Genomic DNA, 19,698 nt, shown 5'->3' with positions numbered 1-19,698 from the left:
TTTACCTCCGTTGAAATATCGCCATAGTTTCGATATGCCCTGTATGAGGGAACATATTCATTAGCCCTATTTTATTAAGTTCAAAGCCGGCTTGCGAAATAATAGCGCTGTCACGGGCTAAAGTAACAGGGTCGCAAGAGACATATAAAATCGCTCTAAACTGCGTTAATGGAAGCTGCTCTAAAACTGCCATAGCACCAGTGCGAGAGGGGTCGAGTACTAAAATATCTAACTCTTTATTAAACCACGGCGCTTTTTTAATACTCGTGGTTAAATCAAAACAATGAAATTGGGTATTTGTAATAGAGTTAGTGTGCGCATTTTGCGTCGCTAATGCAACCGCCGAAGTAACGCCTTCAATTCCTGTTACTGTTTTAGCCTGCTTTGCTAACACTAAAGAGAAGTTACCAATACCACAAAATAAATCCAGTACATTTTCATCACCTTGTAATGCTAACCAGCTCGCCGCTTGAATTAACATTGCCTGATTTACACTCGCATTGACCTGAATAAAGTTATTTAGTCCAAATTCAAATTTTATATCTAACTGATCAAGCTTATAAAATGGCATCGCTAAGTGGGCATGATCAATGGTATCGCTATCACTTTGCCACACTAATTGCCAATGATGCGCCGAGACACTTTGCTCAACAAACGCTTTATCTGTGGGCGAAATAGCTTTTGTATGACGAATAACAATAAAGTGTTGCTCATCTGCAGCGCATAACTGCAAATGACTTATACTGTGCAGCGCCTTATTATGATTAATTATGTTATCAAATACGCTAAATACCTCTGCAAATACGTCACTTAATACTGGGCAATGATTAATGCTAACAATACTTTTAGAGCCACGTGCTCTATAGCCTACCCGCATTTTTTTTGCTGCTTTGTCGAACATTACGGCAATGCGGGCACTACGTCGGTAATGCGTTGCTTGGCTTAGCAGCGGAGCTTGCCAGTTTAAATCAGTTAATTTTGCAAACTTGGCAAATAATTGATTTACCGCCGCTTGCTTTTCAACGACTTGTTGTGTGGCATCTAAATGCTGCAACTGACAACCACCGCATTGGCTGTAGTGTTCACAAATGGGTGTGGTGCGATATTCACTGGCTTTGAGTATTTTAAGCGTGTCAGCTTGGCTGTAACGTGCTTTATCATCAACTAACTTGGCTTTTACTCGCTCATCAGGTAATGCCCCACTGACAAAACACACTTTATTATTGTACTTAGCAATACCACGTCCGTGGTGATCCATAGCCGTTATATCAAGTTCAAGTGATTGCTGTTGAAGTGGTTTTTTCTTTGCTTTAAATATTTGTGCCATTAGGCATTACCTTAAAAGGTTGATGAATCACGTCTCTACCTAGATACTTTGAGAATAACTATGAGTATGTATATACTCACATTCAATAAAAAATGATAATAATGCTCAGATTATGACCAAACTAGGCTTGCGCGATTCTGTTTTAACACTCACCCTGATCCCCACAGTGATCATCGGGCTATTACTAGGTGGTTATTTTACAATAAATCGTTACATTGAGCTTGATGAAATTTTATATCAACAAGGCACAACGATTGCTGAACCTCTGGCTATTGCACTTGAACAGCCTTTACTGGAAAAAAATAAAAAACTGCTTAATCGCATAATTCGCTATACACACAACAAACACTCCCCTTCGATTAAATCGATTGCCATCTTTAATGATAACAACCAACTTATTATAACCAGTAATTATCATCGCTCATTCGACACTTTAATTGAGCAAACGCAATTAAATGGCTTTAAAGCCACCTATGTTCAGCAAAGTGAAGACTTAGTAACCTTTTTCACCCCTATCATTAACCATACAACCCTCAATAGCGACTGGAATACTTCTGAGTTCCAAACCTCGTTGGGCACCGTTGTGATTCAGCTTAACCGCGACAAAGCTGTTATTGGCCAACAACGTGCATTATTGGTCAGCGGTATTATTATTATTCTCGCCTTAGTATTAGCCGCTATTTTAGCGCTAAGACTTAGTCGGATGTTTATGACCCCACTTAATAAGTTAGTACTTGCTACCGACAGACTAATTGAAGGTAAAAGACAAACCGGATTAACTGAACCCATGAATGGCGAGTTTGAGTTATTACGTGAGGGGCTCAATACCATCTCGCATTCTATGGTGATGCAAAAAGATGAAATGCAAAAAAATATTGATCAAGCAACCAGCGATTACCGCGAAACGCTTGAACAATACGAAACACAAAATATCCAGCTCACCATGGCTAAAAAAGAAGCACAGGATGCTAACCGTGTTAAATCTGACTTTTTAGCTAAAATGAGTCATGAGTTACGCACCCCACTTAACGGGGTTATTGGATTTACCCGTCAGCTTTATAAAACGCCTCTGAATAAAAACCAAAAAGATTACCTTGATACCATAGAGCTTTCGGCTAACAGCTTAATGACTATTATTAGTGACATATTAGATTTCTCCAAGTTAGAAGCAGGAGCCATGGAGCTTGAGTCTATTCAGTTTCAACTGCGCGATAGCGTAAACGAAGTAATGACATTACTAGCACCTAGCGCACACGACAAACAACTTGAGCTTTCTATTTATATTAACCCTCAGGTGCCTGACCACTTAACCGGCGACCCCACACGGTTTAAACAAGTGCTGATTAACTTATTAAGTAACGCGATTAAATTTACTGAAAAAGGCGCGATAAAAGTTGATATTAGCCATCGTTTGCTTGATGAAGAGCGCACCTCTGTCTTAGTGTCAGTCGCAGATACTGGGGTAGGTATTCCAGCAGATAAACAAGACGCGCTATTCACCGCCTTTGGTCAAGCCGACTCCAGTATTACCCGCAAATTTGGCGGTACCGGCTTAGGGCTTATTATTACTAAACATATCGTTGAAGCAATGAGCGGCCGTATTACTTTAAATTCAGCCCCTGGTAGCGGAACTTGTTTTACCTTTAATGGTGTATTTAGATTACCAAATCATGTATTTATCAACGATTTGCCTACCCAGTCATTAATTGGTAAACGTGTTCTTTATTTTGAGTCGCATAAGCATACTCATCACGCCGTTGCCTCATTATTACAAGAGTGGAAAGTCAGTGTCACTCCTTGCTATAACGAAACCGAATTTTTAGAGTGCATAAAAAATTCAGAGATCAATTTTGATATTTGTCTTATTGGTCACATGGCATCAGTTGACGATATGCAGCGTTTAAAAAGCTATGTAAAAGCGGTTAGGGAATCAACCGATTATTTATATTTAATGCTTAATACTGTATCACACAACATGCGCGAAGCCTTCATCGGCAGCGGCGCTGACGCCTGTTTGAGTAAACCTCTTAATCACCGAAAGCTATGTGAGTTATTAGCTGCGCCTTATCGACTCGACCATCCGGCACATAATATAGAACAGCATGAACAAACCCTGCTGCCGCTAAAAGTGTTAGTGGTGGATGATAATGACGCTAATTTAAAATTAATTTACACCCTACTCAACGAGCAAGTTGAATTAATTGATACCGCACATAATGGGTCACAAGCGTATAGTTTAAGCAAAAGCCATAAATATGATGTGATTTTTATGGATATTCAAATGCCTATAATGGATGGTATTACAGCCTGTAAACTCATTAAAGAGTCATCTTTGAATGAAGATACGCCTATTATTGCCGTGACGGCGCATGCACTTAATAGTGAAAAAGAACAGTTATTAAAAGATGGTTTTGAAGGTTATTTAACTAAGCCCATCGATGAAGATATGCTAAACCAGATTATTTGCGATCATAGCCCGCAATTACCAGTGAGTCGTGATAAGTCAAAAAGCACATTTGAACATAGCCCTGCTCCTTTTGATAGTACTCGCCTTGACTGGACGCTGGCATTGCAACGTGCAGGCGGTAAAGCAGAATTAGCCAATGAAATGCTTAATATGTTACTGCTAAGCGTGCCCGAAACCCTGAACTTACTAAATCAAGCAATAAGCAGCGAAGATTGCCCTCAAGTACTTAGCGTTATCCATAAATTTCATGGCGCATGCTGCTATACAGGTGTACCAAAATTAAAAACATTGGCTGAAACGATCGAAACATCACTTAAAAATGAATGTACGCTTGAGAATATTGAGCCCGAGTTATTTGAGTTGCAAGACGAGCTTGAAAACTTACTTGTTGATGCCAACATTGATATCACTAATAAATAAGCTCGTCTTTAATATTGTTAATTATAACTCTACGCGCGAGCTTCAAGCATTAAGCGTTTCATGTCACGAACCGCTTTATCTAAACCGTCAATGGCTGCGCGGGCAATAATAGCGTGGCCAATGTTTAGCTCATAAATCTCTGGCATCGCTGCAATTGGTTTTACATTGTGATAATGCAGACCATGGCCAGCATTAACAATCAAACCAATACTGGCTGCATATTTCACGCCTTGGCGAATGTGCTCAAGCTCTTTAGCGGTGTCTTCATCGTTGGTGGCATCAGCATACGCCCCAGTATGAATTTCAACATAAGGCGCACCACAGGCTTTTGCAGCATCTAACTGCGCTTTATCGGCATCTATAAATAGTGACACTTTAATACCGGCTTGCGTTAAAGTTTTAGTCGCTGCGGCTATTTTATCAATATTACCCGCTACATCTAAGCCGCCTTCGGTAGTAAGCTCTTCACGTTTTTCAGGTACTAAACATACATATTCAGGCTTAACCTCAAGTGCAATAGCAATCATTTCATCGGTTACTGCGGTTTCAAGGTTCATACGTGTTTGAATGGTTTTAGCCATTACATACACATCGCGGTCTTGAATGTGTCTGCGGTCTTCGCGTAAATGAATAGTAATGCCATCAGCACCGGCATGCTCTGCAACACTGGCTGCATGAGCAGGATCAGGATAAGAAGTGCCTCGTGCTTGGCGAAGCGTTGCAATATGATCTACGTTCACGCCTAGAAGAATATCTTTCATTTTTGTACCTGTGAAATTTGTTTATTGAGAGGCCGTAAATAATTCACGACTTTTTAATGGCTTGTTGCCCAACAATGGTTTTAATAAATAACGACTTAATTGCTTTGCCATATATAACACATCCGCTTGGCTAAAGTCATGATTTGCTATGGCATTGAGTTGTGAACCAGTAAACCCAGAACGCGAGTCGTGTTGCACCGCAAAGCCCACTTCTGCAAAGTAGCTATACGTTTGCGTGTCATCAATTGGCTCACCATCCGCATCAAAACTAAAATCAACCCCATAACCTAGTAGCTCTAGCAATTGAAACTCATAAGAGCGCAGCACTGCTTGCATGTCAGTCCCGCTATTAAGGTTTTCTAAGTGAGTTTTATAAAGTTGAAAAACCTGATCAATGGGTTCATTAATCGGCACAATTCGGTTGGTTAATTCATTTAAATAAAAGCCACAGTAAAGCTTATCACCGGTTAAAAATAACGGATTACCATGAAGCTCAAATTTATTGATGTACTTTAAATCGTATTTGCCATTGTAATGGACGAGTAAGGCTTGAAATGGTTGGAGTTGGGCTTTGTATTTAGTGGCCTGGCGGCCACTAACTCGTGCGAGCATTCTAAGCTGGCCAACGCCTTCTACTAGCATATCGAGCATTACTTGCGAGTCGCTATATGGACGCCGATGTAATAAATAAGCTTTATAGAAATCGCTGTCCATAAACTATGCTGCGTATAAAATGTTAATCTTCACCGTAACCTAAGCTTCTTAAGGCACGCTCATCGTCAGCCCAGCCCGATTTAACTTTAACCCACAGTTCTAAAAACACTTTATTTTCAAGCATTTCCTCTAAGTCTTTACGCGCTTCACGGCCGATTACTTTTAGCTTTTCGCCTTTGTTACCAATTACCATGCGCTTTTGCGTTTCACGCTCAACTAGTATCAGGCCATTAATATGCCAAATACCGTTTTCTTGCCATTTAAACTGCTCTATTTCCACAGTCACTGAATACGGTAACTCTTCACCCATAAAGCGCATTAGCTTTTCACGGATAACTTCAGCCGCCATAAAGCGCATTGAGCGGTCAGTTACGTAGTCATCAGGAAAGTAAAATTCGCACGGTGGTAAGCGCTTAGTCACTTCTTCTTTGATCAGGTTAATGTTTTTACCCTGAGTCGCAGATACGGGCATAATACCGACAAAATCAAACTTATCGCCTAAAAACTTCATATGTGGAAGTACAAGGTCGCGATCTTTCACTTGGTCAATTTTATTAATAACTAACAATACCGGCTTGCCACTTTGGCTTACTTTGTTAAGTACCATGTCGTCATCGGCATTCCAATGAGTGCCTTCAACCACAAAAATGATCAGCTCAACATCACCAATTGAGCTAGACGCTGCACGGTTCATTAAACGGTTAATAGCACGCTTTTCTTCAACGTGCAGGCCTGGGGTATCGACGTACACCGCTTGGTGCTTACCCTCAGTATGAATACCCATAATACGGTGGCGCGTGGTTTGTGGCTTACGTGAGGTAATACTGACTTTTTGCTCAATAATTTCATTAAGCAGTGTTGATTTACCCACGTTAGGACGGCCAACAATCGCAACCATGCCACAAAATGTGTCTATCTCGCCTTCATGAGGCTGTATTAAGGTATCAAGATTCATTTTTAAGTATCTTCAATGCTTTTTCGGCCGCTTTTTGTTCGGCTTTACGCCGTGAGCTGCCAACAGAAATAATGCTATCCATTCCATCAACAATACATTCAACCGTGAATGTTTGATTGTGTGCCTGACCTTTAGTATCAACTACGGTGTAGCCTGGTAATGATAGCTTACGAGCTTGCAAATACTCTTGCAGCAGGGTCTTAGGATCTTTTTGGTTAAGCCCTGGTGAAATAGCATCTAAACGTGATTCATACCACGCTAAAATAAGCTCGCCGCAGCGATCAATGTCTGAATCTAAAAATACAGCGCCAATAATGGCTTCAACTGCATCCGCTAGGGTCGACTCACGTCTAAAACCACCACTTTTTAGCTCGCCAGGACCTAAGCGTAGGTAATCACCAAGCTCAAATTCAAGGCCAAATTCAGCTAACGTCTGGCCGCGAACTAAAGTCGAACGCATTCGGCTTAAATCACCTTCGCGTGCTTTAGGAAATTTAGCGTACAGTGCATTGGCAATGACAAAGCTCAAAATAGAGTCGCCCAAAAATTCGAGTCGCTCGTTATGTTGACCTTTGTGGCTGCGATGCGTCATTGCTTGCTCAAGTAACCCTTGATCAGCAAATGTATAGCCAATTCTTTTGTATAACTCTGTTACATTTTTTTTCATTGTTACTGAATATTACCTAGGCGTTCAAAACGAACACCAGTTGGAACCCATCCTGGTAAAATGTCATCTGGGCCATTATCAAATTCAAAACTCATCCATATAAAGACAGCTTTACCCACCAAGTTTTCTTTTGGTACAAAGCCCCAAAAGCGACTATCTTGGCTGTTATCGCGATTATCACCCATCATAAAGTAATGATCAGCTGGAACCACCCACTCATCCGCAGGTGTGCCCAATTGCTGGTAGTAACGCCCCTTACGTTCAGGCGATTTTGGGTTGATTAAAATGTCATGGTTAGTCGTGGTTAAATCTTCATTTAAACGCGCTAAATCCATTGGGCCTTGCTTAAATTCATTATCATTAATTAATTTAAAATCAATTTTATTGAATTCATTACAAAGAAGTGCGCCCTTTTGAACTTCACCTTCTTCGCATTTTGGTTGAATATATAAACGCTTATCACGATAAACAATTTTATCGCCAGGTAAACCTATAGCACGTTTAATATAGTCCACTCTCTCATCTAACGGGTATTTAAAAACAACAATATCGCCACGCTCTGGTTCGCTTACATCCACTAATTGGCTGCGCCATACTGGGTCTTTAATCCCATAAGAATACTTTTGCACTAAAATAAAATCACCCACTAATAAGGTGGGCATCATTGAACCCGATGGGATTTGAAACGGCTCAAAAATAAACGATCTAAAAATAGTGATAGCAGCAATCATCGGAAAAATCGACTTTGCTGTTTCAGTAATCATTGGCTCAGGCGCAATCAATGCTGCGGTTTCTTCATCAAGTTGACCACCGGCAGAGGTTTGAGCAATTGCTAAACGTTCCTGCCTTTTAGGGGCAAACATTAAGTGATCAATTAACCATATTAGACCTGAGCCTAAAGTTAATAACACCAATAAAACTGAAAAGTAGCCAGCCATTTATTATCCTTTATTTTTATTTACCAACTTTCAAAATGGCTAAGAACGCTTCTTGAGGCACTTCAACGTTACCAAGTTGCTTCATTCGCTTTTTACCATCTTTTTGTTTTTGAAGTAGTTTTTTCTTACGGCTCACGTCACCACCGTAACATTTAGCGATTACGTTTTTACGTAGTTGCTTAACAGTCGTTCGAGCGATTACGTGTTGTCCAATCGCTGCCTGAATCGCAATATCAAACATTTGACGTGGTATAAGGTCTTTTAACGCATCAGCAAGCTGACGACCGCGTGATTGCGCGCTGTCGCGGTGAACAATAATAGCCAACGCATCTACACGCTCGCCATTGATAAGTATATCTACACGCACCATGTCTGAGGTTTGGAAATGCTTAAAGTTATAATCAAGCGAAGCAAAACCACGGCTTGTTGATTTTAGCTTATCAAAGAAGTCCATTACCACTTCAGCCATTGGCAGTTCATACGTTACTGCAACTTGCTTACCGTGATAACTCATTTTAGTTTGCATACCGCGCTTATCAACACATAAAGTGATTACGCTGCCTAAGTACTCTTGTGGAACTAAAATATTAGCTTCTACAACCGGCTCACGTATCTCTAAAATATCGTTTACTGGCGGAAGATCAGACGGGTTATCTATTTGTGTCGTGCCTTCTTTAGTCACTACCTCGTAAATAACCGTCGGCGCGGTGGTGATTAAATCAATGTCGTATTCACGCTCTAAACGCTCTTGGATAATTTCCATGTGTAGCATGCCCAAGAATCCACAACGGAAACCAAACCCTAACGCAGTTGAATTTTCTGGTTCAAAGAATAACGAGGCATCGTTTAAACTAAGTTTGTTAAGGGCATCGCGGAATGACTCGTAATCATCAGAGGCTATTGGGAACATACCCGCATACACCTGCGGCTTAATTTTTTGAAAACCAGGTAAGCGCAGTGGTGCCGCATTTTTTTGATGAGTAATGGTATCACCCACCGGTGCACCATGTATTTCTTTGATACCAGCAATAACAAAGCCTACTTCACCAGTGTGTAAAACACCGGTGTTAGTTTGTTTAGGCGTAAAAATCCCCACATGATCTGCGGTATGTACGTTCTCGTTTGACATGATTTTAATTTTGTCACCCGCGCGAAGTTCACCATGTTTGATACGCACAAGCGATACAACGCCTTGGTACGGGTCAAACCAAGAATCGATAATTAGCGCCTGTAATGGCGCATCTTTATCACCAACTGGTGGCGGTACATCTTTAACGATCATTTCAAGTACTTCAGCAATACCTACACCTGTTTTGGCGCTACATTGCACAGCATCAAGGGCATCAATACCAATAATGTCTTCAATTTCTTCGGCTACACGTAATGGATCAGCTTGCGGTAAATCAATTTTATTAAGTACCGGTATAACTTCTAAGTCCATTTCAATCGCGGTGTAGCAGTTTGCTAATGTTTGCGCTTCTACGCCTTGACCAGCATCAACAACGAGCAGTGCCCCTTCACAAGCCGCTAACGAACGCGATACTTCATAGGTAAAGTCAACGTGCCCTGGGGTGTCGATAAAGTTAAGCTGGTAAGTTTCACCATCATTCGCTTTATAATTTAAGGTTACACTTTGTGCCTTGATGGTAATGCCACGTTCACGTTCAATATCCATTGAATCCAGAACTTGCTTCTGCATTTCACGGTCGGTTAAACCACCACAAACTTGGATCAAACGGTCAGAAAGGGTCGATTTACCATGGTCAATGTGGGCGATGATCGAAAAATTACGGATATGCTTCATAAACTGGATTCTAAACTTCTATTTTAAAGGACTAAGGTCATATGCCTAAATAACTTGAAAATACTTGCTGTGTATTTTCAAGTTACTGTGGCATAAAAACGCAATTTTACATTTAATTGGCGTCAATCACCATCTATTTGAGTTAAAGGGAGGCTAATTGGATGAATTTTTATCACTTTTATCTCATGTCTTAATGATTTCACCCATGTTTTAGCAATTAAAAAGCCGGTGATCCCACCCAATATCGCGGCTAAAATTTGCCAGCCTTCGGCTAACAATATCAATTCACTGGCTATTAAAGCGAATATTAAACTCAAAAACAAAGGCAGCATATAAACTGCAAAGGCATGCTTTACAACATGGCTATCATCCAATGACAAAGTTACTTTTTGGCCTATTTCTAACTGTGTTTCAAATTTATAAGGTAATGTTTTTTTGGCGGTACCAAATAACTTACTAAACACTTGTGAGCCACAACGTCCATTACAGCCTTCACAGGCCTGTTTTTGTTGGGCTTCTAAATGCGCAACGTGGCCACTAAGGGCCACGACGGTTAACGTTTGTTCAATCATAGTTTAGTTACTTATAATGCCCGCGATACAGACTCAGCAATGGCTTTGGCACTCATGGTTGGAATGTTTCCCACCACAGAGACATCAAAATTTCCGCCGTTGTGTACATAAATCGTAGTTGCCCCTGAGGTGAGGGCACCGCTTAAACGCTTACCCGGTAGTGGTCGTTGTACAAACACCGATACTTCAACAAACCCATCAGAAAATAAATAATAGTCTGTTAATTCATTATTTAAGTCGAGCTTATGCCTGTCTGACTTAAGTAATTCAAACCCCTCAGGTAACCAGCCAATAGTCCAGTTCATGGCATTCGCTTTAGTTTGTTCGTCAATTGAATTGGCAGGTAATGGGGTTGGAAAGTTACGATTAAGCACTTCTAATAATAAGTTTGCCGGTTGCTCAGTCACACTAATATGAGTGAGCTGTAATTGCTCAAGCGCTTCACCTTGATGATTAACATACGCCGCCTTTAATAATAACGACGACTCAGTATCAATCCATATCCAATAGTTGTATTTGTCTTCGTTTTTAGATTCAATTCGAACTAATTGCGCGGGACGCCCAGCAATACGGCCTTTACCACCAAGCACAAAATCATAATGCGCACTTAAGCGGTTAATATCTTTAAAAAGCACTTCAGGAATAGGGCCGGCAATTGAGTCGGTTGTTAACGAATACGGCTCTGATTGTGGCTCAAAATAGGTAACTTGGTTGTCAATGCGGATCATTTCAAGGCCAGCACCGTTGAGTAAACTCAAATGCTCAAGCTCAACGTCCCCCTGTTTAGCATGCACCCAACGGTAGGGCTCCATACTTTTGCCTTTAACAACAACAAAAGAGGCATCAAAATTACGTGTATGAACTGCACTGGCCATTTCAAGCAGTAAATCTTTAGCGGGGTTTGTGTCATTGGCAAAAGCATTAAAACTTAATACCAACGACATAACAAAAGTTATTACTTTCATCTAATTAGTTTTTTTCCTCTTGCGACGTTTCATCTGTTTTCGCAGTTTTCAACGAATGAGCCACACGTGCTTGACGCTGGTGTTCAAGTACTAGAGCGCCAATACGTTGCTGTTGAAGCTCTCGTAAGCCTTGCTCTGCGTTCTCTAGCGCCGGTGCTGATGAATAACTCACTGGCGATGCCATGCCGGTTAACGGCGTGGTTTGTAATAAAGGAATTTCGTTTTGCACAGCATCTTCACCTTGCGGCAAGGTGTTCACGCCAACAATAGTAAACATTGCCACGCTAGCTGCAATTGCTAACTGTGCAACCGGCTTGCGCCAATTAAACGCCACGACTTTGTTGTCGACTTCAGTGCTTACCGGCTTTGCCACACTTTCAGACTGGCTAAAGTCTGCATAAACCGGCTCACTATCAAGTGCTAATGAAATGCGATCGCTAATATCAAAATCCATATTTTTGTTGTTTTCTTTAGCTCGCATTGCATCACCGATTAACGCGTAACGGCCAAATGTAGCTACATCAGCAGATGCAATCTCGGCATCATTTAATGCTTGCTCACCGTCAAGTAATGCTGATAACGATTCGTTATCTAAGCGGTTAACGTGTGCTTTTGTCATACTAAGACTCGCCTATTAATGGGTTTAATTTGTTATCAATTGCTTCACGGGCACGAAAAATACGCGAACGCACCGTCCCGACAGGGCAATCCATCACCACGGCTATTTCTTCATAGCTCATCCCCTCAATTTCTCTAAGGGTAATCGCGGTTTTAAGCTCTTCAGGCAAACTATCAATCGTATTAAAAATAACAGCGCGTACTTCTTCGCTTAATAGTAAATTTTCAGGTGATGCGTTTGAACGCATTGAATCAGCACCCTCATAAAACTCGGCATCGTCAGCATCTATATCATTTGCTGGCGGTTTACGCCCTTGAGCCACTAAGTAATTTTTAGCACAATTAACGGCGATACGGTAAAGCCAAGTATAAAAAGCACTGTCACCACGAAAATTAGGAAGGGCACGATACGCTTTAATAAACGCCTCTTGTGCTACATCAGCAATGTCACCCTTATTTGATACATAACGTGAGATCAAACCGGCAATCTTGTTCTGATACTTCTTAACTAATAGGTTAAAGGCGTTTTTATCTCCCTGCTGAACCCTTTTCACTAACGCTAAATCTAATTCCTGCTCGCTCATTCGAGCCGGTACTCCTCTGATTGATTCTTGCTTATTATTCATAGTGTCGCCATTGTTCACACCTACTCTGACCCTTAGATGAATAAAAAGTTCTGCTTCATATTGTTTTTTTATAAAATAGCTAAAAAATTACGTATTTATACGCTAAAACCACTTCGTGGTAGTGCTACAAATATGGTACAACTATAAGTATTAAAAATAAATATTGCTCTATCTGAGCATTGTAACCGCAAAGTACCTCACAGATGAACCAAAATAAACATCACATTACCGATGTCGCTATTATTGGTAGCGGCGCAGCAGGCTTATCACTTGCTTTATCTTTGGCTAATTACTGTAACGTTACCGTAATTAGTAAAGGTGAATTAACCGAAGGTTCTACTCTTTATGCCCAAGGCGGAATTGCCGCTGTTTTTGATAAAAAAAATGACAGTATAGAGTCTCACGTTGAAGATACCTTAGACGCCGGTGGCGGTTTATGCGACAGAGAGGCGGTTCATTACACTGCCAGCAATGCTCATGACTGCCTGCAATGGCTGATTGACCAAGGCGTGCCTTTTGATATGGAGTTTGATAGCAAAGGTAAAGAGCGCTTTCATTTAACTCGTGAAGGCGGGCATAGCCACCGACGCATTTTGCATGCAGCCGATGCCACAGGCAAAGCTGTGCAAACAACCTTGATTAGCCAAGTTCAAGCACACAGCAATATCACCTTGTTAGAGCATTACAACGCGATTGATTTAATTACCGATAAAAGTATTGGCAAAATGGGTTCACATGTTCATGGCATGTATGTGTGGAATAAAAAAGCCAAAAAAGTAGAAACAATTGGCGCAAAATTTGTTGCCCTAGCAACGGGTGGCGCAAGTAAAGTATACCTTTATACCTCTAACCCTGATGTTTCTAGCGGTGATGGTATTGCCATGGCATGGCGTGCAGGGTGTCGCGTTGCTAATATGGAATTTAATCAATTTCATCCAACCAGTCTTTATCACCCTGAATTGCAAAACTTTTTAATTACCGAAGCAATGCGTGGTGAGGGAGCCTATTTAAAACGCCCAGATGGCACGCGATTCATGAAAGAGTTTGATGAGCGAGAAGAACTCGCCCCGCGCGATATAGTCGCGCGCGCTATCGATTTTGAAATGAAGCGCCTTGGTGCAAATTGCTTATATTTAGATATTAGCCACAAAGACAAAGATTTTATTATTGAACACTTCCCAACGATTTACGCCAAATGTTTAAGCGTAGGGCTTGATATCACCAAGGAGGCAATCCCTGTCGTTCCCGCAGCACATTATACCTGTGGCGGCGTTATGACCGACTTTAATGGTAAAACCGACTTAGCTAATTTATACGCTGTGGGTGAAGTGGCTTACACTGGGCTGCACGGTGCTAACCGTATGGCAAGTAACTCATTATTAGAGTGCGTTGTATTTGCCCATGCTGCAGCAAAAGACATTTTGAGTAAAATAAAGACCGCTCCTGCACTGGTTGATTTACCTAGTTGGGATGAAAGCCGCGTATCTAACTCAGATGAAGAAATCGTGATCACCCATAACTGGCATGAGCTGCGATTATTTATGTGGGACTATGTTGGGATTGTGCGCTCAACCAAACGACTTGAACGCGCGCTTCATCGTGTTGAACTATTACAGCAAGAAATCCACGATTACTACGCGAACTTTAGAGTGAGTAATAACTTGCTTGAGTTACGTAACTTAGTTCAAGTAGCTGAGCTTATAATTAGAAGTGCTATGGAACGTAAAGAAAGTCGCGGACTGCACTTTACCATTGACTACCCAGAGCAAAACGAAAATCCAACGCCCACTATTTTGACTCCAAAGCGCAATTAATTGCCGCAAGTGTTGCGCGTTTTAAACGCGCGTAGCTTTGCTCATCAACACTATTGGCTGAGATAATCAGCCAATAGTTTTCACTAAGGCCATTAATATACAACCACACACTGCGACCAAGTAATCGGCTTTGCTTACCAATAACCCCTTGAATTAGCAGCTTTTCACTCTCAAAACGAAATTGATTTGGCTCTAATAATATAACGCCCTGCTCTGGCTGAGCAGCCACGATTTTTCGCCAAACGATAATGCCAGCAACGATATTAAGTGCAATGCAAAAAAGAGTTGCCAAAATAGAAGTGGTAAATAAGCATAATATTAAAGTTAGCACACAAAAAAAGACCACAATCTGTTTGTGGTCCGTCTTATTATTTGTAACGATAAACCTATACACGAACTCGGTCTAAAATTAGCTCAACCATACTGTTTAGCTCAACGTCTTTACATTTTTCATGGCCCATAAACCAAGCAAATAAATCTGGGTCTTCTTGTGTTAATAAGCGCTGAAAAGTCGCCTGCTGTTTAGCATCTAACGAATCATAAGCTTCTTCAACAAACGGCATAAACAAAACATCTAGTTCTAACATGCCACGGCGGCAAGCCCAACGGATACGTGCTTTACTATGTATTTCAACCATCTTAAACCTCATATTTAATTAATTCGAGTTTAACAAATGCACGTTAATTTAACAGCACTAAATTATAAAAAACAACGCTTGTTGGTGGCTGTACCATCGGCTTTAACTACGTTATTATGTGGTTTCATTTGTTATTGCAAAGAAGGTGTTTATGTCTCTGGTTTATGCATGTCCTTTATCACATCAGGTTATTAGCCTCTCAGGCACAGATAAATTATCTTACCTACACGGACAAATCACTCAAGATCTCAATAAAATCAACAACAACAACTTTTTGTGGACAGGTCACTGTAACGCAAAAGGTAAGCTGTGGGGTGTATTTAAGCTATTTTCTTACCAGCAAAACTATTATTTAACCGGATCAAGTGCTGAAGTAGAACGCTCACTGGCTGAGTTAAAAAAATACGCTGTATTTGCAAAAGTTGAAATTAATAAAGCCCCAGAGCGATTAATTGGTTTATTAGGTGATGACCTAACTGATTTGCTTACGCAACTTGATATTCACTTTAGTGACGATGCCACAGCATGCGACTTTGCTAACGGCAAAGCCCTTAAACTTGCGCCAAACCGCGTTTTACTTATGGTTGATAGCCAATTTTGCTTACCTGATGAAGTATCTACCCTCGACAACGACGCTATGTGGCAACAGGCCTCACTGCTAGCTGGTGAGCCTCAGTTAAGCGTTGATGCAATTGATGAATATGTGCCGCAAATGGTTAACCTTCAAGCCATCAATGGCATCAGTTTTAAAAAGGGTTGCTACACCGGCCAAGAAACCGTCGCACGTATGAAATACTTAGGTAAAAATAAACGTGCCATGTATATCGTTACAGGGCAAAGTGAAGGATTGCTCGATGCACCCGATATCGAAACCCAGTTAGGTGAAAACTGGCGCCGCGCGGGCAAACTTATTGCGCAAAGCTTTAATGAAAAAACACACACTTTAACTGGCTTAGTTGTGTTGCCAAACGATACTGACACCGCTCAGGTTCTTCGTGCAAAACATACCCCTTCGGTAGAGCTAAACATTCTGCCTCTACCTTACTCTCTTGAAGATGAATAATAGGAATGACTATGATCGTTGCAGCAAATAAAGTGGTAAAAATGCATTACTCTGTACTAGATAATGACGGCAATACCATTGATAACTCATTTGGCGGTGAGCCATTAATTTTTATCGTTGGTACGGGTTACCTGATCTCAGGACTTGAAAACGCGCTGCAAGGCAAACAAGCTGGCGATACGCTAAGTGTAAAAGTTGAACCTGAAGAAGGTTACGGTGAGCGTCATGATCACCTAATGCAAGCAGTGCCAAAATCAATGTTTGAAGGCATGGACATTGAAGTGGGCATGCAATTTCGTGCAACCACCGATGACGGCGACCAGTCAGTCATGATCATCGATATTCAAGACGAAGAAGTGATTGTTGATGGTAACAACCCACTCGCTGGTATTACGCTCAATTTTGATGTAGAGATTTTAGAAGTACGCGATGCAACGGCTGAAGAGCTTGAACATGGCCATGTACATGGTGAAGGCGGTTGTGGTCACGACCACTAAACCCTAATCCAGTAATAAAAAAAGCGCCTCAGGCGCTTTTTTTATAGCATATTATTATGCGTACGTAATTTAACTTGAGGCTCTGCTGCAGGTGCTTCGCCAGGGGTTATTTTATCTTCAAGCGCAGCAACTAATCCTGCTTGGTCATTAGTGCCTAAGCGGTATTGGCTGCCATCTTTAAGCGTTAATTGCACGGCACTAAAGCCTGATACTGAATAAATCCAACCATCATGCGTAATGCGGATACCAATACCGTGACGGTAAGAGTTTTGTACTGCTTTTACGTCAACTATGTCCTTTAGTGCTAATTTTTGACCCGCAACGCCTGGACCAAATGCCCAGCTAATATGGGCTTCATCAACTTTAATGGTTAAACCATGAAATAAAAAACCCACCAGCAATAAAATACCTGCAAATACCATTAACGGCACATCGGCACCCATTAAATTCCATGCAAGTGCAACAAACCCACCTATCCATGCCAATACTACAAATATAAATACCGCATACTGCTTATGCTGATACATAACACTCTCAATTAAAAAGTTAAAAAATTAAAAACTGTATACTAACGTTGCGCTGAGCTCTGAATCATATTTAAGCTTATCTTCTTCAGGCTTAGAGTTATAACGGTACATATAAGCAAACTTGAGCGATACAGCCCCAACCACTTGGCTAATTAAGGCCGTTTCTGACTTTAACCGTGAGTTAAGCCCAGATAAAGACTGCTCTATACTAATGTCTTGATTAAATCGAGTACGCTTAGATACCAACCTCTCCCATTGCATGGCAATACGTAACAAGTAACCCATTTTGTCTTTATCGTCTTCGCTTATTGTCGACTCATCATCAGCAACGGAGCGATATAAACCAGGGCCAATATCTATATCTACTTTGTTTTTAACCCCTTGATAAATACGTGCACCATAGCCGGTCGCCACCGTACTTTTAAAATCAAGACCGCTAAATTCATCCTCTTCATAATCGCCATAAATAAAGAAAGACGAATTTTTAACGCCTACCTTGTAGTTACCCTGCGCAGAAACAAACACGCGATTAGCCGTAACATCCGACTGGCCCGTTTCTTCATTTTCGTCACGTTTGTATAAGGAATCTATTTTGAATTGATTACGCCAGTTTTCAAAATCTTGGTAAAGATTACCTTTGAGTTTAAAACTGGTTGAGTTGGTATTACCTTTACTTAAAATAAAACCAAACTCGGTATCACCATAAAGTACTTCGCCTTTGTGTAGCTCATGAATTTCTTCATCGGAGAGCTCCCCATATTGATGAAAATCTTCAAAGGGATCCACTGCCCAGCTGTAGGAGCTAAATAATAAAAGCAGTAATACAACGTACTTTCGCAAAATACATTCTCTTGCAAATGGTAATAATGAAAAGGGGCCGAAAAAGTTATTCACTTTCTTTCCATAAAATATGGCAAAAAGGCGCGTCTTTATCACGGCTAATTAAAATTTTCGCAAATAAGACGTCTTCGTTATCAAACTCAAGGCCCACTAATACTTGAATAAAATGCTCAGGCTCTATTTCTAGTGCAACAAAATCTTGCCACTGTTCATCGGGCTCATCTTCTTCAATAAAGCCAAGTTCTTCACGATGCAGGTTAAATTCTTCAACATCTTTATCACTCAGGTTGTTGGGAGCCAGCTCTAAAAAAATATCATAAGCTTGATGGGTTGCTTCTTCTACCGTAAATAAACGTGGACCTGACATGAGTGGTTAACCTCTGAGCTTTTAAGTTGGCGCCATAATATCAAAAGTTGTTAGTGTTTTGATAAAAAAAGACGTTAAATACTGACTTTTTTACTTTTACCTAATACTTATAGATATTAATGGATTGGTTAGCATTAGGGTCTGCTAGACCTTTCAAGATTAAATCTGCCTTGAAAGATAAAAGACCGCAATTGCATTAAAAAATTCACTTTGTTTTTATTCATCTTCACCCACTTTACTTAGCACGAATAAAAACATAAGCTCAAGTAACAGGTCAGAGGAGTGCGATATGATAAAACTAGAAAAAAAACAGGGCATTGCCACCGTCACATTAAATCGAGTAGAAAAACAAAATGCCTTAAGCTTTACTATGTTTATTGAGCTTAACAAGGTGATTAAAAATATTAAAAAAGATGCAAGTATTCGTGCGGTTGTATTAACCGGTAAAGGCGAACACTTTTGTGCAGGGCTTGATATTAACGCGGTTATGGCCTCGCCAATGAATATTATAAAACTCCTATTTAAATGGCTTCCTGGTAATCAAAATTTAGCGCAAAAAGTAGTACTTGGTTGGCAATCATTGAGTGTGCCTGTTATTGCCAAAATAAACGGAAATTGCCTTGGGGGTGGATTGCAAATAGCACTGGGTGCCGATTACCGGATTGTTCACCACGATGCCAAACTCGCCATTATGGAAGCGCGCTGGGGGTTATGCCCAGATATGGGCGCTAATGTTATGCTTTCAGGCTTAGTAAAACGCGACCAAGCGCTTTGGTTAGCAAGTCACGCAAATCCAATAAACGCACAACATGCTTTTGAACTAGGTTTAGTAACCAAAACAACCGACGATACAGATAAAGCCACTAAAGAGATGCTTGATACACTGCTAGCGCGCTCACCTGACACATTAGCTGCAATAAAGCGTGTAACTCAACAAAGCTATAAAGCCCCTGTTCGAAAAATACTCGCTAAAGAAACATGGAGCCAAATTCGCTTACTGATCAACCCTAATACTAAAAAAGCCATTGCTAAAGCTAAAGGGAAAGCTGATATTGAGTTTACAAACGCCAAGCGCTGGTAACATTAATGGTAATACTAAGGCACAATGCATATAACAG

At 40.8% G+C, this 19,698-nt stretch carries 21 protein-coding genes; 5 read left to right on the top strand and 16 right to left on the bottom strand.

All coding sequences use genetic code 11. From position 1 onward, the window contains the following. Position 1: 1 nt before the first annotated feature. Complete coding sequence (gene rlmD, locus MTN96_RS24670) at positions 2–1,327, bottom strand: 23S rRNA (uracil(1939)-C(5))-methyltransferase RlmD (protein ID WP_248532969.1); 1,326 nt, start codon at positions 1,325–1,327, stop codon at positions 2–4. A gap of 112 nt (positions 1,328–1,439) precedes the next feature. On the opposite strand from rlmD, the gene barA reads away from it, so the two are divergent. Next, positions 1,440–4,214: a two-component sensor histidine kinase BarA gene (gene barA, locus MTN96_RS24665; protein ID WP_248532967.1), complete on the top strand. Its 2,775-nt coding sequence runs from the start codon at positions 1,440–1,442 to the stop codon at positions 4,212–4,214. A 29-nt stretch (positions 4,215–4,243) separates the two neighbouring features. Here barA and pdxJ read toward each other — a convergent pair whose 3' ends face one another. The 10 genes from pdxJ to rpoE form a co-directional block, all read right to left on the bottom strand. Further along, positions 4,244–4,975 (bottom strand): pyridoxine 5'-phosphate synthase, encoded by a 732-nt coding sequence (gene pdxJ, locus MTN96_RS24660; RefSeq protein WP_010387803.1) that lies wholly within the window; start codon positions 4,973–4,975, stop codon positions 4,244–4,246. Positions 4,976–4,996: 21 nt separating this feature from the next. Continuing rightward, positions 4,997–5,689 carry a DNA repair protein RecO gene (gene recO / locus MTN96_RS24655; protein WP_013465631.1) on the bottom strand — a complete coding sequence of 231 codons (693 nt, stop codon included), beginning with the start codon at positions 5,687–5,689 and terminating at the stop codon, positions 4,997–4,999. Positions 5,690–5,711: 22 nt separating this feature from the next. Then, the gene (gene era, locus MTN96_RS24650; protein WP_013465632.1) at positions 5,712–6,644 is read right to left on the bottom strand and encodes a GTPase Era; all 933 of its coding nucleotides are present in this window, start codon (positions 6,642–6,644) and stop codon (positions 5,712–5,714) included. Continuing rightward, positions 6,634–7,311 carry a ribonuclease III gene (rnc, locus tag MTN96_RS24645; RefSeq protein ID WP_008466504.1) on the bottom strand — a complete coding sequence of 226 codons (678 nt, stop codon included), beginning with the start codon at positions 7,309–7,311 and terminating at the stop codon, positions 6,634–6,636. The genes era and rnc overlap by 11 nt, the downstream gene beginning before the upstream one ends. 2 nt (positions 7,312–7,313) lie before the next feature. Beyond that, positions 7,314–8,249, bottom strand: a complete 936-nt coding sequence (gene lepB, locus MTN96_RS24640) for a signal peptidase I (protein ID WP_013465633.1) — start codon at positions 8,247–8,249, stop codon at positions 7,314–7,316. 16 nt (positions 8,250–8,265) lie between these two features. Beyond that, positions 8,266–10,053: a translation elongation factor 4 gene (lepA, locus tag MTN96_RS24635; protein ID WP_036981632.1), complete on the bottom strand. Its 1,788-nt coding sequence runs from the start codon at positions 10,051–10,053 to the stop codon at positions 8,266–8,268. A 122-nt stretch (positions 10,054–10,175) separates the two neighbouring features. Further along, positions 10,176–10,625 carry a SoxR reducing system RseC family protein gene (locus MTN96_RS24630; RefSeq protein ID WP_013465635.1) on the bottom strand — a complete coding sequence of 150 codons (450 nt, stop codon included), beginning with the start codon at positions 10,623–10,625 and terminating at the stop codon, positions 10,176–10,178. Between the two features lie 11 nt (positions 10,626–10,636). After that, positions 10,637–11,590 (bottom strand): MucB/RseB C-terminal domain-containing protein, encoded by a 954-nt coding sequence (locus MTN96_RS24625; protein ID WP_016899682.1) that lies wholly within the window; start codon positions 11,588–11,590, stop codon positions 10,637–10,639. Between the two features lie 4 nt (positions 11,591–11,594). Beyond that, the gene (locus MTN96_RS24620; protein WP_248532964.1) at positions 11,595–12,209 is read right to left on the bottom strand and encodes a sigma-E factor negative regulatory protein; all 615 of its coding nucleotides are present in this window, start codon (positions 12,207–12,209) and stop codon (positions 11,595–11,597) included. A gap of 1 nt (position 12,210) precedes the next feature. Continuing rightward, on the bottom strand, positions 12,211–12,792 hold the full coding sequence (rpoE, locus tag MTN96_RS24615; RefSeq protein WP_036983401.1) for an RNA polymerase sigma factor RpoE: 582 nt from the start codon (positions 12,790–12,792) through the stop codon (positions 12,211–12,213). Between the two features lie 245 nt (positions 12,793–13,037). Here rpoE and nadB point away from each other — a divergent pair, with 245 nt between their 5' ends. Continuing rightward, positions 13,038–14,648, top strand: a complete 1,611-nt coding sequence (gene nadB / locus MTN96_RS24610) for an L-aspartate oxidase (protein ID WP_069440023.1) — start codon at positions 13,038–13,040, stop codon at positions 14,646–14,648. On the opposite strand, the gene MTN96_RS24605 is transcribed toward nadB, so the two are convergent. Continuing rightward, positions 14,623–14,979, bottom strand: coding sequence for a hypothetical protein (locus MTN96_RS24605; protein WP_036981623.1), 357 nt, complete (start codon positions 14,977–14,979; stop codon positions 14,623–14,625). The genes nadB and MTN96_RS24605 overlap by 26 nt on opposite strands. Positions 14,980–15,034: 55 nt before the next feature. Then, positions 15,035–15,286 (bottom strand): succinate dehydrogenase assembly factor 2, encoded by a 252-nt coding sequence (locus tag MTN96_RS24600; RefSeq protein WP_013465640.1) that lies wholly within the window; start codon positions 15,284–15,286, stop codon positions 15,035–15,037. Between the two features lie 151 nt (positions 15,287–15,437). Here MTN96_RS24600 and MTN96_RS24595 point away from each other — a divergent pair, with 151 nt between their 5' ends. Then, the gene (locus MTN96_RS24595) at positions 15,438–16,349 is read left to right on the top strand and encodes a folate-binding protein YgfZ (RefSeq protein ID WP_036981620.1); all 912 of its coding nucleotides are present in this window, start codon (positions 15,438–15,440) and stop codon (positions 16,347–16,349) included. Positions 16,350–16,360: 11 nt separating this feature from the next. After that, a complete protein-coding gene (locus MTN96_RS24590) occupies positions 16,361–16,846 on the top strand; it encodes a peptidylprolyl isomerase (RefSeq protein ID WP_013465643.1) in 486 nt (161 codons plus the stop codon). A gap of 41 nt (positions 16,847–16,887) precedes the next feature. On the opposite strand, the gene MTN96_RS24585 is transcribed toward MTN96_RS24590, so the two are convergent. The 3 genes from MTN96_RS24585 to MTN96_RS24575 are packed head-to-tail and all read right to left on the bottom strand — an operon-like array spanning position 16,888 to position 18,580. Then, positions 16,888–17,373 (bottom strand): hypothetical protein, encoded by a 486-nt coding sequence (locus MTN96_RS24585; RefSeq protein WP_248532963.1) that lies wholly within the window; start codon positions 17,371–17,373, stop codon positions 16,888–16,890. Positions 17,374–17,400: 27 nt separating this feature from the next. Beyond that, positions 17,401–18,213 (bottom strand): DUF481 domain-containing protein, encoded by an 813-nt coding sequence (locus tag MTN96_RS24580; protein ID WP_013465645.1) that lies wholly within the window; start codon positions 18,211–18,213, stop codon positions 17,401–17,403. Between the two features lie 46 nt (positions 18,214–18,259). Continuing rightward, complete coding sequence (locus tag MTN96_RS24575) at positions 18,260–18,580, bottom strand: HI1450 family dsDNA-mimic protein (RefSeq protein WP_013465646.1); 321 nt, start codon at positions 18,578–18,580, stop codon at positions 18,260–18,262. A gap of 289 nt (positions 18,581–18,869) precedes the next feature. Between MTN96_RS24575 and MTN96_RS24570 the strand changes: the two genes are divergently transcribed. Beyond that, on the top strand, positions 18,870–19,661 hold the full coding sequence (locus MTN96_RS24570) for a crotonase/enoyl-CoA hydratase family protein (protein ID WP_036981617.1): 792 nt from the start codon (positions 18,870–18,872) through the stop codon (positions 19,659–19,661). Positions 19,662–19,698 lie beyond the last annotated feature (37 nt).

The organism is Pseudoalteromonas sp. 2CM28B (genome assembly GCF_023161935.1).
Note: the sequence above shows the minus strand (reverse complement) of the source record. Positions and strands in the feature narration are given on the sequence as shown.